The sequence below is a fragment of the Stenotrophomonas sp. Y6 genome (assembly GCF_022436665.1).
In the GTDB taxonomy this organism is placed as follows: domain Bacteria; phylum Pseudomonadota; class Gammaproteobacteria; order Xanthomonadales; family Xanthomonadaceae; genus Stenotrophomonas; species Stenotrophomonas acidaminiphila_A.
In genome coordinates, this window is record NZ_JAKUKB010000008.1 from 237,738 (window position 1) to 250,707 (window position 12,970).

The 12,970-nt window shown below is 70.4% G+C and carries 11 protein-coding genes; 5 read left to right on the forward strand and 6 right to left on the reverse strand.

The features are described from left to right. Nucleotides 1–59: 59 nt before the first annotated feature. The 4 genes from MKP15_RS10855 to MKP15_RS10870 form a co-directional block, all read right to left on the reverse strand. Nucleotides 60–2,135, reverse strand: coding sequence for an EAL domain-containing protein (locus tag MKP15_RS10855; protein WP_240212712.1), 2,076 nt, complete (start codon nt 2,133–2,135; stop codon nt 60–62). A gap of 93 nt (nt 2,136–2,228) precedes the next feature. Next, complete coding sequence (locus tag MKP15_RS10860) at nt 2,229–3,425, reverse strand: NAD(P)/FAD-dependent oxidoreductase (RefSeq protein ID WP_240212713.1); 1,197 nt, start codon at nt 3,423–3,425, stop codon at nt 2,229–2,231. 14 nt (nt 3,426–3,439) lie between these two features. Next, nucleotides 3,440–3,988 (reverse strand): YaeQ family protein, encoded by a 549-nt coding sequence (locus MKP15_RS10865; RefSeq protein ID WP_104938722.1) that lies wholly within the window; start codon nt 3,986–3,988, stop codon nt 3,440–3,442. Nucleotides 3,989–4,048: 60 nt separating this feature from the next. After that, a complete protein-coding gene (locus tag MKP15_RS10870) occupies nt 4,049–4,522 on the reverse strand; it encodes a YaiI/YqxD family protein (RefSeq protein WP_240212714.1) in 474 nt (157 codons plus the stop codon). 316 nt (nt 4,523–4,838) lie between these two features. On the opposite strand from MKP15_RS10870, the gene MKP15_RS10875 reads away from it, so the two are divergent. The 3 genes from MKP15_RS10875 to MKP15_RS10885 all read left to right on the forward strand — a co-directional run bounded on the left by MKP15_RS10875 (nt 4,839) and on the right by MKP15_RS10885 (nt 7,363). Continuing rightward, entirely contained in the window at nt 4,839–5,048 is a 210-nt protein-coding gene (locus MKP15_RS10875; RefSeq protein ID WP_054665293.1) for a cold-shock protein, read from the forward strand. A 201-nt stretch (nt 5,049–5,249) separates the two neighbouring features. Next, nucleotides 5,250–6,809: a protein adenylyltransferase SelO gene (locus MKP15_RS10880; protein WP_240212715.1), complete on the forward strand. Its 1,560-nt coding sequence runs from the start codon at nt 5,250–5,252 to the stop codon at nt 6,807–6,809. Between the two features lie 23 nt (nt 6,810–6,832). Next, a complete protein-coding gene (locus tag MKP15_RS10885) occupies nt 6,833–7,363 on the forward strand; it encodes an adenine phosphoribosyltransferase (protein ID WP_161614376.1) in 531 nt (176 codons plus the stop codon). 143 nt (nt 7,364–7,506) lie between these two features. On the opposite strand, the gene dbpA is transcribed toward MKP15_RS10885, so the two are convergent. Both dbpA and MKP15_RS10895 read right to left on the reverse strand, forming a co-directional pair. Beyond that, the gene (gene dbpA / locus MKP15_RS10890) at nt 7,507–8,883 is read right to left on the reverse strand and encodes an ATP-dependent RNA helicase DbpA (protein WP_240212716.1); all 1,377 of its coding nucleotides are present in this window, start codon (nt 8,881–8,883) and stop codon (nt 7,507–7,509) included. Nucleotides 8,884–8,945: 62 nt separating this feature from the next. Further along, complete coding sequence (locus tag MKP15_RS10895; protein ID WP_104938724.1) at nt 8,946–10,001, reverse strand: YeiH family protein; 1,056 nt, start codon at nt 9,999–10,001, stop codon at nt 8,946–8,948. 97 nt (nt 10,002–10,098) lie between these two features. Between MKP15_RS10895 and MKP15_RS10900 the strand changes: the two genes are divergently transcribed. Together MKP15_RS10900 and MKP15_RS10905 are read left to right on the forward strand one after the other, a co-directional pair. Then, nucleotides 10,099–11,004, forward strand: a complete 906-nt coding sequence (locus tag MKP15_RS10900) for a LysR family transcriptional regulator (protein ID WP_104938725.1) — start codon at nt 10,099–10,101, stop codon at nt 11,002–11,004. Between the two features lie 24 nt (nt 11,005–11,028). Further along, nucleotides 11,029–12,930: an ATP-binding cassette domain-containing protein gene (locus MKP15_RS10905; RefSeq protein WP_240212717.1), complete on the forward strand. Its 1,902-nt coding sequence runs from the start codon at nt 11,029–11,031 to the stop codon at nt 12,928–12,930. Nucleotides 12,931–12,970 lie beyond the last annotated feature (40 nt).

Below are 12,970 nucleotides of genomic sequence, written 5' to 3' on the forward strand. Positions count from 1 at the left end.
CCGGCGTCCACGCCGGCCTTTTCGCATGCGACCCGGGCCGGCCGCTGGCCGGCGCGGTCTTACGCGTTGAACTCGAAGTTCATCTCCGGGCCGGCGGGGCCGACGAAGTCGCCCTGCACGTAATCCACGCCGGAGGTGAACAGCAGGCTCATCGTCGCCGCATCGGAGACGAACTCGGCGATGGTGCGGATGTCCTGCGACTGCGCGCGCGTGGTGATTTCCTGGATCTTGGGCAGCTGCTCGCGGGCCAGTGCCGGGTCCGCGGTGAAGCTGCTGTCCAGCTTGAGGAAACCCGGCTGGAAGTGGGCCAGCAGCTGGAACGAATCGAGCCCGGAACCGAACTGCTCCAGCCCGACCTTGCAACCCAGCGCCGAGGCCGCGGCCAGGAACTGCTGGGCATTGCGCAGGTGGGTGAACACCTTGGCCTCGGGGACCTGCAGCCACAGCTGGTCGCCGGACACCCCCTCGGCCTGCAGGCCGTCGCGGATCACCGCCAGCAGCTGCGGATCGGAGAACGATTCGGGCGTGATCCGCACCATCATGCAGGTGCGATGGCCGGCGCGGCGGCGTTCGCCCAGCGCCTGGATCGCATGCCCGACCACCCAGCGGTTGATCGGCGCCAGCAGGCCCTGGTCCTCGGCGATCGGCAGGAAGGTCGAAGGCCCGACCATCTCGTTGTTGTTGCGCAGCTGCAGCGAGGTGTCGTACAGCTGGATCGCCTCGCCCATGAGGTTGATGACCGGGCGGAAGCGCAGCTGGAAGCCCTCGCCCTCGAGCGCGCCGCGCATCAGCTCCACCCAGCGCTGGATGCGCTCTTCCTCGACGCGGTCGGCGGCCCCCGGGTCGAACACCTTGACCGTGTTGCCGCCCAGTTCGGTCGCGGTGCGGGTGCAGTCGCTGGCGCGGGCCAGCACCTGGCCGACGCTGGCGATCTTCTCGCCGACCTGCACGCCGCCGATGCTGACGGTGACCGTCGCCGAGCGTGCGCCGATGCTGAATACATGCGAGGCGAAGGCGCCGCGCACGCGTTCGGCCAGCCCCATGGTATGCGCGTAGTCGCCCTGGGCGAGGATGGCGAAGCTGTGCTCGCCGAAACGCGCCAGCGACAGGCCGTCGCCGAGCGTTGCGGCCAGATGCTGGCCGAGCGCGGCAACCAGTGCGTCGGCCGAGTCCAGCCCGATGTCGGGCAGCAGCCGCGCGTAGTGGTCCGGCTCCACCAGCAGGAAGCCGTACTGGCCGTCGCTGCGGCTGACCTGGGCCACGGCGTTTTCCAGGTGCACCATGAAGGTCGGGCGGTTGAGCAGGCCGGTGACCTGGTCGCGCTGGCGCAGCGCCTCGACCTCGCGCGCCAGTTCGGGGTCGAACTCCTCGCGGCGGCGGAACACCACCTGGAAGCAGGACTCGCCCTCGTAGGTGGCGGCGGTGAACTCCATCGTCGCCGGGAAGCTCTCGCCATCCTGGTTGCGCGCATGCACCTCGTACTGCGGCGGCGGCGGCTCGCCCTTGCCCAGCGCCTTGAGCAGCTGCTTGAAATCCTCCACATGCTGCGGCGCGACCATGTCCAGCAGCGAAATGCCTTCCACGTCCTCGAACGCGTCGTAGCCGAACATCTCCAGGTAGGCCTCGTTGGCGCGGATGTGCATGCCTTCGTGGATGTAGGCGATGGGGTCGCGCGAAGAGGCGATCAGCGCGTCGCAGCGGCGCTCGGTCTCGCGCATCTGCGCCTCGATGCGGCGCAGGCCGCGGCGGGCCTGCAGGTCGGTCCATTCGTCGCGCACCACGGCCAGCAGGTGCTCGGGCCGGTGGCGCAGGGCAATGGCGCGGATGCCATTGGCACCCGATTCCACCAGCGTCCGCTCGTCCACCTGCTCGGCCAGCGCGATCACCGGGATGTCCTTGCCGCTGGCGGCGATCTGCTGGCTGAGCAGCAGCTGCGGGATCACCTGCGACGGCGCGCACAGCACCAGGTCGATGGCCTGGCTGGACACGATGTCCGCCAGTTCCGCCGGTGCCTGCGGCCGGTATGGGCGGACGGCGATGCCGCTGTTACGCAAGGTGCTGACGATCGCCTCTGCGTTCTCGGCGCTGTCATCGACGATCAGCAGGCGCAGGGTTGATTCTTTGCCGTTCTGCATTCAGGACTCCCCTCTGACCGGGTTTAATACAACATGGCCGCGGTGCCGTCCATGCGCCGATCGCTTGCCTGTGACGCGGTTCCTGTGCCGGGCTCAGGCCGCCTGGCCGGCCGCGTGCCCGGAGGCCCAGGCCCACTGGAAGTTGTAGCCCCCCAGCCAGCCGGTCACGTCCAGCACCTCGCCGACGAAATACAGCCCCGGTACCTGCCGCGATTCGAAGGTGGAGGACGACACCTGGCGCGTGTCCACGCCGCCCAGGGTCACTTCCGCGGTGCGGTAGCCCTCGGTGCCGCTGGCCACCAGCGGGAAATCGGCCAGCAATGCCGCCGCCTGTTTCAACTGCGGCTCGTCGAGCTGGCGCACCGGCCGGTCCGGCAGCCAGTGCTCGCACAGGCGCTGCGCCATCCGCTTGGGCATGACCTCGGCCAGCACCGTGCGCAGTTCGGAGGCGCCGCGCTCGCGTTTCATGCCGCGCAGCCATTGCAGTGCGTCCTGGTCCGGCAGCAGGTCCAGGCGCAGGTCGTCACCGGGCTGCCAGTAGGAGGAAATCTGCAGGATCGCCGGGCCGCTGATCCCGCGGTGGGTGAGCAGCATGAAGTTGCGGAACGCCTGCCCGTTGCAGCGCGCCTCCACCGGCAGCGCCACGCCGCTGAGGTCGGCCAGCCGTTCCTGGTGCCTGCCGCTGAGGGTCAGCGGCACCAGCCCGGCGCGGGTGGGCAGCACCGCGTGGCCGAACTGGCGCGCGACCTCGTAGCCGAAGCCGCTGGCGCCCATGCTGGGAATGGACAGGCCGCCGCTGGCGATCACCAGCGACGCGCAGTGGAACAGGCCGTGGCCGGTGCGCACGCGGAAGCCGTCGGCGCCACGCTCGATGCCCTCCACCGCGCAGTCGGTGCGGATCCGCACCGCGGCCTGCTGGCATTCGTCCAGCAGCATGCGCACGATCAGCTTGGAGGAGATGTCGCAGAACAGCTGCCCCAGCTCCTTCTCGTGCCAGGCGATGCGGTGGCGCTCGACCATGGCGATGAAATCGGCCGGGGTGTAGCGGGCCAGCGCCGATTTGCAGAAATGCGGGTTGGCCGAAATGAAGTTGGCGGCGGTGGTGCCGGTGTTGGTGAAATTGCAGCGCCCGCCGCCGGACATCAGGATCTTCTTGCCCGGCTTGTTGGCGTGGTCGATCACCTGCACCACGCGGCCGCGCTGGCCGGCGGTAAGCGCGCACATCAGGCCGGCCGCGCCGGCGCCGATCACCAGCACGTCGCAGTGCTGGGCAGCCGTGCCCTGGCTCATCGCAAGCGCGCCACTCAAGCCGCCGCGCGCTTGCGCCAGGCGGGGGTGACGTCGAGCTGGACCTGGTCGTTGAGGATCTGCAGCTCGCCGTCCTGGATCAGCACGCTCCAGCGCATCGCCCGCTGGATCTGCTGGCCCCAGCGCTCGACGAAGCCGGCGTCCAGGTCCACCACCGAGAGGTTGCCGAAGCGGGCCAGGCCCTTGCCCTGCTTCTGCCACCAGATGTCCGAGGCGTTGCCGCCATAGTTGATCACCTGCACCTGGCGGCTGCGGTTGCACGCCTTGCGCACCCGCGACTCGTCGGGGTGGCCCAGGTCGATCCACTGCAGGATGTCGCCGGTGTAGTCGTGCTGCCACAGGTCCGGTTCGTCGTCGGTGCTCAGCCCGCGGCCGAACTCCAGGCGGTCGTCGGCGTTCAGCGCGAAGGCGAGCAGGCGCACCATCAGGCGCTCGTCGGTCTCGGAGGGGTGCTGGGCCAGGGTCAGGTGGTGGGTCGCGTAGTAGCCGCGGTCCATGTCGCTGATCTGCAGCTCGGCCTTGCGGATGGTGGCGGTAAGGGCCATGGGATCACGGGGCAAAGACCGCCATTCTACTGCGCGGGCGCAGCCGCGGCGGGCCGCGCTTCAGCGCTGCCGCGCCAGCCACTGGTCCAGGCGCGCGGCGAAGGCCTGGCGGTCGCGCGCGTGCAGGCTGGGCGGGCCGCCGGTCTGCACGCCCGCGCCGCGCAGTTCGGCCATGAAATCGCGTATCGACAGGCGCTGGGCGATGCTGTCGGGGCTGAACGGCACGCCGCGCGGGTCCACGGCGGCCGCGCCCCTGGCCAGCACCCGTGCGGCCAGCGGAATGTCCTGGGTGACGACCAGGTCGCCGGCGGCCACGCGTTCGGCGATGGCGTCGTCGGCCACGTCCGGGCCACCGGCGACCTGCATGGCGCGGATGAAACGCGAGGGGGGCGTCTGCAGCCAGCGGTTGGCGACCAGGATCACCTCGATCCGGGTGCGCTCGGCGGCGCGGTACAGGATGTCGCGGATGACCGCCGGGCAGGCGTCGGCGTCCACCCAGATGCGGGGGGAGGGGGCGGCAAGGGTGGATTCCATGGCGCGCAGTCTAGCCGCTGCGCGGGCCCGGGACGGGCCGGAGCCGCCCGATGCGGGGCGCCAAGCCAATGAATTTAGCGGGATTGTTGCCGGGAGGTGGGGTTTCGGTGCGGATGAATGCGGTATTTGTCGCTTTTTGCTGGAAAGCCGCGTATCTTTCGCCCCACTGTGCTTGCAAGGGTCACCGTGAATCGTGGCCTGATGCAGCTGATCTCACCGATCCGCTCATCGTTCCGTTTTACCAACGCCTGCAACTCAGTCTCGGCCCCGATCCCCGGCGGCTGCGATTTCCAATCAATAGTTCCAGGAGTTTGTAATGTCTGAGCGTCAGACCGGCACGGTGAAGTGGTTCAACGATGCCAAGGGTTTTGGTTTCATCACCCCGGAAAGCGGCCCCGACCTGTTCGTGCACTTCCGTGCCATCCAGGGCACCGGCTTCAAGTCGCTGCAGGAAGGCCAGAAGGTGACCTTCGTCGCCGTGCAGGGCCAGAAGGGCATGCAGGCTGACCAGGTGCAGGCGCTGTAATCCAGCCCCCGCAACCGCAAGGTCGCCACGACGCCGGAAGCGAAAGCTTCCGGCGTTTTTGTTTATGGCGCCAGCGCTCCCGCCGGTTTTTGCGCCCGCCCTGCACGGCGGCCTCTCCGGGGCCTTCGGCCGGGGTGCCGGAAACCGGGCTGCCATCGCCGCCGTGCTTGTGACCTCGGGCCCAGCCCCCATCTGCTATCGATGACTACCCCGGTGCTGCATTTCGACAACCGTTTCCTGCGCGAACTGCCCGGCGACGCCGAAACCGGATCGCGCCGGCGCGAGGTGCCGGGCGCGGCCTGGTCGCAGGTCATGCCCACTCCGGTGGCGGCGCCGCGCCTGTTGGCGCATGCGCCGGAGGTGGCGGCGATGCTGGGTTTCGACCGCGCGGCCGTGCAGGCGCCGGAGTTCGCTGCGGTGTTCGCCGGCAATGCGTTGTACCCCGGCATGCAGCCATGGGCGGCGAATTATGGCGGCCACCAGTTCGGGCACTGGGCCGGGCAACTGGGTGATGGCCGCGCCATTTCGCTCGGCGAGCTGCTGGCCGATGGCCGGCGCTGGGAGCTGCAGCTCAAGGGGGCCGGGCCAACGCCCTATTCGCGCGGCGCGGACGGCCGTGCGGTGCTGCGCTCGTCGATCCGCGAATTCCTGTGTTCGGAGGCCATGCATCACCTGGGCGTGCCGACCACGCGTGCGCTGAGCCTGGTCGCCACCGGCGAGACGGTGGTCCGCGACATGTTCTACGACGGCCATCCGCGCGGCGAGCCGGGCGCGGTGGTGTGCCGGGTGGCGCCTTCGTTCCTGCGCTTCGGCAGTTTCGAGTTGCCGGCGGCACGCGGCGACCGGGCGTTGCTGCGGCAGCTGGTGGATTTCTGCATCGACCGCGACTTTCCGCAGTTGCCGCCCGGGCCCTCGCGCCATGCCGACTGGTTCGCCGGGATCTGCACGCGCACCGCGGTGCTGGTGGCGCAGTGGATGCGGGTGGGCTTCGTGCACGGGGTGATGAACACCGACAACATGTCGGTGCTGGGCCTGACCCTGGACTACGGCCCGTATGGCTGGATCGAGGATTACGACCCGGACTGGACGCCGAACACCACCGACGCGCAGGGCCGCCGCTACCGTTTCGGTGCGCAGATGCAGGTGGCGTACTGGAACCTGGTGCGGCTGGCGCAGGCGCTGTCGCCGCTGTTCGCGGAGGCGGCGCCGCTGCAGGCGGGGCTGGATGCGTTCCAGGCGCGCTACGCGGCCGAAGCCCGCGGCCACCTGGTCGCCAAGCTCGGCCTGGGCGACTACCGCGAGGGCGACGAGGCGCTGATGGCCCGGTTCCAGGCACTGCTGCACGCCGGCGAGATGGACATGACCCTGGCGTTCAGGGCGCTGCTCGACGTCGACCCGCAGCGGCCGGACGTGGCGGCGCTGGAGGGTGCGTTCTATTCGCCCGCGCGCCGCGAGCGGGTGATGCCGGATCTGCTGGACTGGCTGCAGTGCCACGCCGCGCGCGTGCGCGGGGCCGGCCTGGATGCCGCCGCCCGGCGCCGGGTCATGCAGGTGGCCAATCCAAAATACGTACTGCGCAACTGGCTGGTGCAGCAGGCCATCGACCGCGCCGAGCAGGGCGACAGCGGCGGCATCGATGAACTGCTGGAGGTGATGCGGCGTCCCGGCGACGAGCAGCCCGGCCGCGAAGCGTTCGCCCGGCGGCGTCCCGACTGGGCGCGTACGCGCGCCGGCTGCGCCATGCTGTCGTGCAGTTCCTGATTCCTTCCCTTCCGAATGACCCGATGACGAACCCCTATCCCGACTGGTCCAGCACGATCCGCGACGTGGCCGACTTCCCGCGGCCCGGTATCCGCTTCAAGGACATCACCCCACTGCTGGCCGATGCCGATGGCTTCCGCGCGGCGATCGCGGCGATGGCCGAGCCCTGGCGCGCGGCCGGCGTGCAGGCGGTGCTGGGGGTGGAGGCGCGCGGCTTCATCCTCGGCGCCGCGCTGGCGCTGGAACTGGGCGCCGGCTTCGTGCCGGTGCGCAAGCCGGGCAAGCTGCCCGGCGCCACCCTGGCCCAGGAGTACGCGCTGGAGTACGGCAGCGACCGCATCGAGGTCTGCGCCGGTGCCATCGCCCCCGGCACTAGGGTGCTGCTGATCGACGACGTGCTCGCCACCGGCGGTACGCTGGCCGCGGCGCTGCTGCTGGCGCGGCGGCTGGAGGCCGAGGTACTCGGGGCGGCGGTGCTGGTGGAACTGGACGGGCTGGGCGGCCGTCCGCGCTGGCCGGCAGGGCTGCCGCTGCAGGCCACGCTGGTGTATTGAGTCCCGGCTTCGTGGTGAGGCGTCGGTAGGTGCGGGGCTTGCCCCGCACGGAACCTGCCGGTGGAGCCTCGGTGCGGGGCAAGCCCCGCACCTGCGGCCTCATGCCAGCCGGGTCCGCTGGAGGGGCAGGATCGTGTTCTGGCTTACAGCTTGCGCACGCGGAAGCGCCTGCCCTTGATCTTGCCCGCTTCCAGTCGTGCCACCGCCTTGCCGGCGTGCTCGCGGGCGATGGCCACATAGGAGCGGGTGGGGAAGATGTCGATCTTGCCGATGGTCTTGGCCGACAACCCGGCATCGCCGGTGAGCGCGCCGAGGATGTCCCCGGCGCGCAGCTTGTCGGTCTTGCCGCCATCGATCCGCAGCGTGGTCATCGCCGCCTGTGGCAGCTGTGCCGGGCGTGCGGTGGCCAGCGGGGTCTTCTGCCAGTCCAGCGCGCTGCCCTGGTCGGCTTCCAGTGCATCGGCGCGGTGGCGCTCGCGGCCGGCGACCAGGCTCAGCGCCAGGCCGCGGCGGCCGGCGCGGGCGGTGCGGCCGACGCGGTGGCGGTAGGTGTCCAGGTCGCTGGGCATTTCGTAGTTGACCACCGCGGCGAGCTCTTCCACGTCCAGGCCGCGCGCGGCCACGTCGCTGGCGACCAGCACGTTGCAGCTGCGGTTGGCGAACTGCAGCAGGACCTCGTCGCGGTCGCGCTGTTCCATGTCGCCATGCAGGGCCAGCGCCGAGAAGCCGAACTGGCGCAGTGAATTGGCCACCTCGTCCACGTCCTTGCGGGTGTTGCAGAACACCACCGCCGATTCGGGCGTGTACCTGAGCAGCAGCCCGGCCAGCGCCTTCTGCCGGTGCGTCGGCTCGACCTCGAAGAACAGGTGCTGGATCGCCGGGGCTTCCTGCTGGCCGTCGATGGTGACTTCCACCGGGTCATCAAGCAGGGCGCGCGCCAGTTCGCGGATGGCGTCGGGGAACGTGGCCGAGAACAGCAGGCTCTGCCGCTCCTTGTGGGTGCGCCCGGCGATCTCGCGGATGGGCTCCTCGAAGCCCATGTCGAGCATGCGGTCGGCTTCGTCGAGCACGAACGTGCGCACCTGGCCGAGGTTGAGCGCGCGCTTGCGCGCCAGTTCCTGCACGCGGCCGGGCGTGCCCACCACCACCTGCGGGTCGTGCGCCTCCAGCGACGCCAGCTGCGGGCCCAGCGGCACGCCGCCGGTCAGTACCAGCAGCTTGAGGTTGGGGATGCCGGTGGCCAGTTTGCGCAGCTGCCGGCCGACCTGGTCGGCCAGTTCGCGGGTAGGGCACAGCACCAGCGCCTGGGTACGCAGGGTGGCCGGGTCGAGCCGGTTCAGCAGGCCCAGGCCGAAGGCGGCGGTCTTGCCGCTGCCGGTGGGAGCCTGGGCGATCACGTCGCGCCCGTCCAGGATGGGCGGCAGGCTCTGTGCCTGCACCGGGGTCATGGCGGTATAGCCCAGCGCGTCGATGCCGGGTGCGAGGGCCGGGATCAGCGGCAACGAGGAGAAATCGGTCATGCCGTATTTTCGCAGATGCCGGCGGGCCGTGCCGCCCTGGTGGCCGCCGCGGCGCGCCCGATTCAGGACAGCGCACGTACCGCGAGGTTGATCAGCAGACCGCCGCCGAGCAGCCAGGCGGCCAGCAGCGCGGCCAGCAGCATCGGCCGCGGACCGGCCTGGCGCAGGGCCGAGACATGGGTGGTCAGGCCCAGCGCGGCCATCGCCATCGCCAGCAGCGCGGTGTCCAGCTCGACCAGGGCGGCGACCAGCCCGGCGGGCAGCAACTGCAGCGAGTTGAAGCCGACCATGCCGATGAAGCCGAACGCGAACCAGGGCACGGCGATCCTGGAGCGCGTGCCCTGGCGGTCGCGGCGGCCGCGTGCCAGCAGTGCCGACAGGCACACCAGGAACGGCGCCAGCATCATCACCCGCACCATCTTGGCGATGACCGCCGCGTCGGCGGCCGGCTGGCTGACCGCGCGGCCGGCGGCGACCACCTGGGCCACCTCATGCACGGTGGAGCCGGTGAATACGCCGTAGCCGGTTTCGTCCAGCGGCATCCAGCCGGCATGCAGGCCCCACTGGTACAGCAGCGGGTACAGGAACATCGCCAGGGTACCGAACACGACCACCGTGGCCACGGCGATGGCAACCTGCTCGGCGCGGCCCTTGACCACCGGCTCGGCGGCCATCACCGCCGCGGCGCCGCAGATGGAGCTGCCGGCGCCGATCAGCAGCGCGGTGTTGCGCTCCAGCCCAAGCACGCGGGTGCCCAGCCACCACGCCAGGGCGAAGGTGGAGCACAGCACCAGCGCGTCGATCAGCACCCCGGCGACGCCGACCTGGCCGATGTCCTGCACGGTCAGGCGCAGGCCGTAGAGGACGATGCCGGCACGCAGCAGGGTCGCCTTGGAGAAGCCCACGCCTGCCGCCGCGCGCGGCGCCAGCCTGCCGTAGGCGGTGTTGCCCAGGGCGATACCGAGCAGGATCGCCAGCGTCAGCGCACTGATGCCATGGGCCTGCAGCCACGGCAGGGTACCCAGCCACAGGGAAAGCATGGCGATGGCGGCGGTCAACAGCAGGCCGGGGAGGCGATGTGGGTGGGCCGGGGCGTGGCCCTGGAGGGCGGTGTTCATGACGGACGGTTATGAGGAGATGGCCCATCCTGCCGTCGCGCCAATAATCTGTAAAACAGATAATATTCGTATGGATAAACAATATTTCAGGTAAGTAATGCATCTCTCCCTGCGCCAGCTGCAGATTTTCTCCGCCGTCGCCGAGACCGGCACGACCACCGCCGCGGGCGAGGCCATCGGCCTGTCGCAGTCGGCGGTAAGTGCGGCCCTGGGCGAGCTGGAGAGCCTGCTCGGGCTGGCCGTGTTCGACCGCGTCGGACGCCGGCTGGTGCTCAACGGCCACGGCCGTGCGCTGCTGCCCGAGGCACGGGCGCTGCTGGCGGCCGTGGACGATATCGAGCGCCGCTACGGCCGGGCCGGGGAGGCCGCCGCGCCGGTGCGCTGGCGGGTCGGCGCCAGCACTACCATCGGCAACTACCTGATGCCGTCGCGCATCGCCGACCTGCGCGAGCGCAACGACCAGGCCCGGGTCGACCTGGTGATCGGCAATACCCGCGAAGTCGCCGCTGCGGTGCAGCGGCTGGAGGTGGACATCGGCCTGATCGAGGGCCCGTGTCACGAGCCGGGGCTGGACGTGGCGCCCTGGCGCGAGGACGAACTGGTCGTCGTGTTCGGCGATCGCCACCCGCACGCGGCGGCACTGCGGGCCGGTGCGGACATGGCGCGGCTGCGCGGTGCCTGCTGGTTGCTGCGCGAGCCGGGCTCGGGCACCCGCGAGGCGGCCGAGCAGGCGCTGCTGCCGCACCTGCACCGGTTCGCCGAGGTACTGCAGCTCGGCGGTACCGAGGCGATCAAGCAGGGCGCCGTCGCCGGGCTGGGCCTGGCCTGCCTGTCGCGGCACGCGGTGGCCGATCTCATCGCACTGGGCCGGCTGCACGTGCTGGCCACGCCGTTGCCGCCGCTGCGGCGGCAGCTGTGGGTGCTGCGGCACCCGGGCAGGCCGGTGGCGGCCAGCCTGCGGCGGCTGCTGGCGCTGGATCCGGGCACGTTCGCCGACGCCTGAGCGCGGCTCCCGTACAATGCGCGCATGCCTTTGATCACCCTGCAGAACGTCGACTACAGCGTCGGCGGCCCGTTGTTGCTGGAGAAAGCCGAACTGTCGATCGAAAGTGGCGAGCGCATCGCCCTGATCGGCCGCAACGGCGCCGGCAAATCCACCCTGATGAAGCTGATGGCCGGCGAACTGAAGCCGGACGACGGCGAAGTGCGCGTCCAGCAGGGCGTGCGCGTCACCCGCCTGGAGCAGGAGGTACCGCATGGCGCCGCCGGCAGCGTGTTCGACGTGGTCGCCGATGGCCTGGGTGAACTCGGCCACTGGCTGGCCGAGTTCCACCGGCTGAGCCATGCCGACGTGTTCGATGGCGATGCCATGGGCAAGGTGCAGGCCAGGATCGACGCCGCCGATGGCTGGGCGCTGGACCAGCGCGTGTCCGAAACCCTGACCAAGCTGGAGCTGGACGGCGATGCCGAGTTCGGGCGCCTGTCCGGCGGCATGAAGCGCCGCGTGCTGCTGGCGCGCGCGCTGGTCGCCGGGCCCGACGTACTGCTGCTGGACGAGCCGACCAACCACCTGGACATCGAGGCCATCGACTGGCTGGAAGGCTTCCTCAAGGGCTGGAACGGCTGCGTGGTGTTCGTCACCCATGACCGCCGCTTCCTGCGTGCGCTGGCCACCCGCATCGTCGAGATCGACCGCGGCCAGGTGACCAGCTGGCCGGGTGACTGGGACAACTACGCGCGCCGCCGCGAGGAACGGCTCAACGCGCAGGCGCAGGAGAACGCACGCTTCGACAAGCTGCTGGCGCAGGAGGAAGTGTGGATCCGGCAGGGCATCAAGGCGCGCCGCACCCGTGACGAAGGCCGCGTGCGCCGGCTCAAGGCCATGCGCGTGGAACGCAGCCAGCGCCGCGAGCTGGGCGGCAACGTCCGCCTGGAAGCGGCCTCGGGCGAGAACTCCGGCAAGAAGGTCATCGACGTCAGGGACGTCAGCTTCGCGTTCGGCGAGCGGGTGATGATCAAGGATTTCTCGACCACGATCCTGCGCGGCGACCGCATCGGCCTGATCGGCCCCAACGGCAGCGGCAAGACCACCCTGCTCAAGCTGCTGCTGGGCGAACTGCAGCCGGATGCCGGCGAGGTGCGCCAGGGCACCAACCTGCAGATCGCCTATTTCGACCAGTACCGCGCCACCCTGCGCGAGGACTGGAGCGCGATCGAGAACGTGGCCGAGGGCGCGGACTTCATCGACCTCAACGGCAAGCGCAAGCACGTGCACGCCTACCTGCAGGACTTCCTGTTCACCCCCGAGCGCGCGCGGGCGCCGATCACCCGCCTGTCCGGCGGCGAGCGCAACCGCCTGCTGCTGGCCAAGCTGTTCGCGCAGCCGTCCAACCTGCTGGTGATGGACGAACCGACCAACGACCTGGACGTGGAGACCCTGGAGCTGCTGGAGGAGCTGCTGGGCGACTACACCGGCACCCTGCTGCTGGTCAGCCACGACCGCGATTTCCTCGACAACGTGGTCACCTCCACCCTGGTGCTGGAAGGCGAGGGCAGGGTCGGCGATTACGTCGGCGGCTATACCGACTCGCTGCGCCAGCGCCCGGCGCCGGCGCAGAGCGGCATGGCCGTGGCCAGGGCCTCGGCCACGGCGGTACCGGCCGCGAAGCCGGCGACCACGCCGGCGGCCGCTGCCGAGCCGGCGCCGGCCAGGCGCAAGCTCAGTTTCAAGGACGCGCGCGAACTGGAACAGCTGCCGGCGAAGATCGAACAGCTGGAGCGCGACGTGGAAGGCCTGACCGGCGCGATGAACGACCCGGCGTTCTACACCCGTTCCAGCGCCGAGGTCAGCGCGCACACCCAGCAGTTGGCCCGGGTGCAGGCGGAACTGGATGCGGCCTACGCGCGCTGGGAAGAACTCGACGGCTGAGCCTGGCTGCCGCCCGGCCCACCGGTGCTCACGGGTGGGC

What these genes read in the sequence shown, in the direction of transcription:
- MKP15_RS10855 (WP_240212712.1), bottom strand. Translation starts at nt 2,135, where the DNA reads ATGCAGAACGGCAAAGAATCAACCCTGCGCCTGCTGATCGTCGATGAC.
- MKP15_RS10860 (WP_240212713.1), bottom strand. Translation starts at nt 3,425, where the DNA reads ATGAGCCAGGGCACGGCTGCCCAGCACTGCGACGTGCTGGTGATCGGC.
- MKP15_RS10865 (WP_104938722.1), bottom strand. Translation starts at nt 3,988, where the DNA reads ATGGCCCTTACCGCCACCATCCGCAAGGCCGAGCTGCAGATCAGCGAC.
- MKP15_RS10870 (WP_240212714.1), bottom strand. Translation starts at nt 4,522, where the DNA reads ATGGAATCCACCCTTGCCGCCCCCTCCCCCCGCATCTGGGTGGACGCC.
- MKP15_RS10875 (WP_054665293.1), top strand. Translation starts at nt 4,839, where the DNA reads ATGTCTGAGCGTCAGACCGGCACGGTGAAGTGGTTCAACGATGCCAAG.
- MKP15_RS10880 (WP_240212715.1), top strand. Translation starts at nt 5,250, where the DNA reads ATGACTACCCCGGTGCTGCATTTCGACAACCGTTTCCTGCGCGAACTG.
- MKP15_RS10885 (WP_161614376.1), top strand. Translation starts at nt 6,833, where the DNA reads ATGACGAACCCCTATCCCGACTGGTCCAGCACGATCCGCGACGTGGCC.
- dbpA (WP_240212716.1), bottom strand. Translation starts at nt 8,883, where the DNA reads ATGACCGATTTCTCCTCGTTGCCGCTGATCCCGGCCCTCGCACCCGGC.
- MKP15_RS10895 (WP_104938724.1), bottom strand. Translation starts at nt 10,001, where the DNA reads ATGAACACCGCCCTCCAGGGCCACGCCCCGGCCCACCCACATCGCCTC.
- MKP15_RS10900 (WP_104938725.1), top strand. Translation starts at nt 10,099, where the DNA reads ATGCATCTCTCCCTGCGCCAGCTGCAGATTTTCTCCGCCGTCGCCGAG.
- MKP15_RS10905 (WP_240212717.1), top strand. Translation starts at nt 11,029, where the DNA reads ATGCCTTTGATCACCCTGCAGAACGTCGACTACAGCGTCGGCGGCCCG.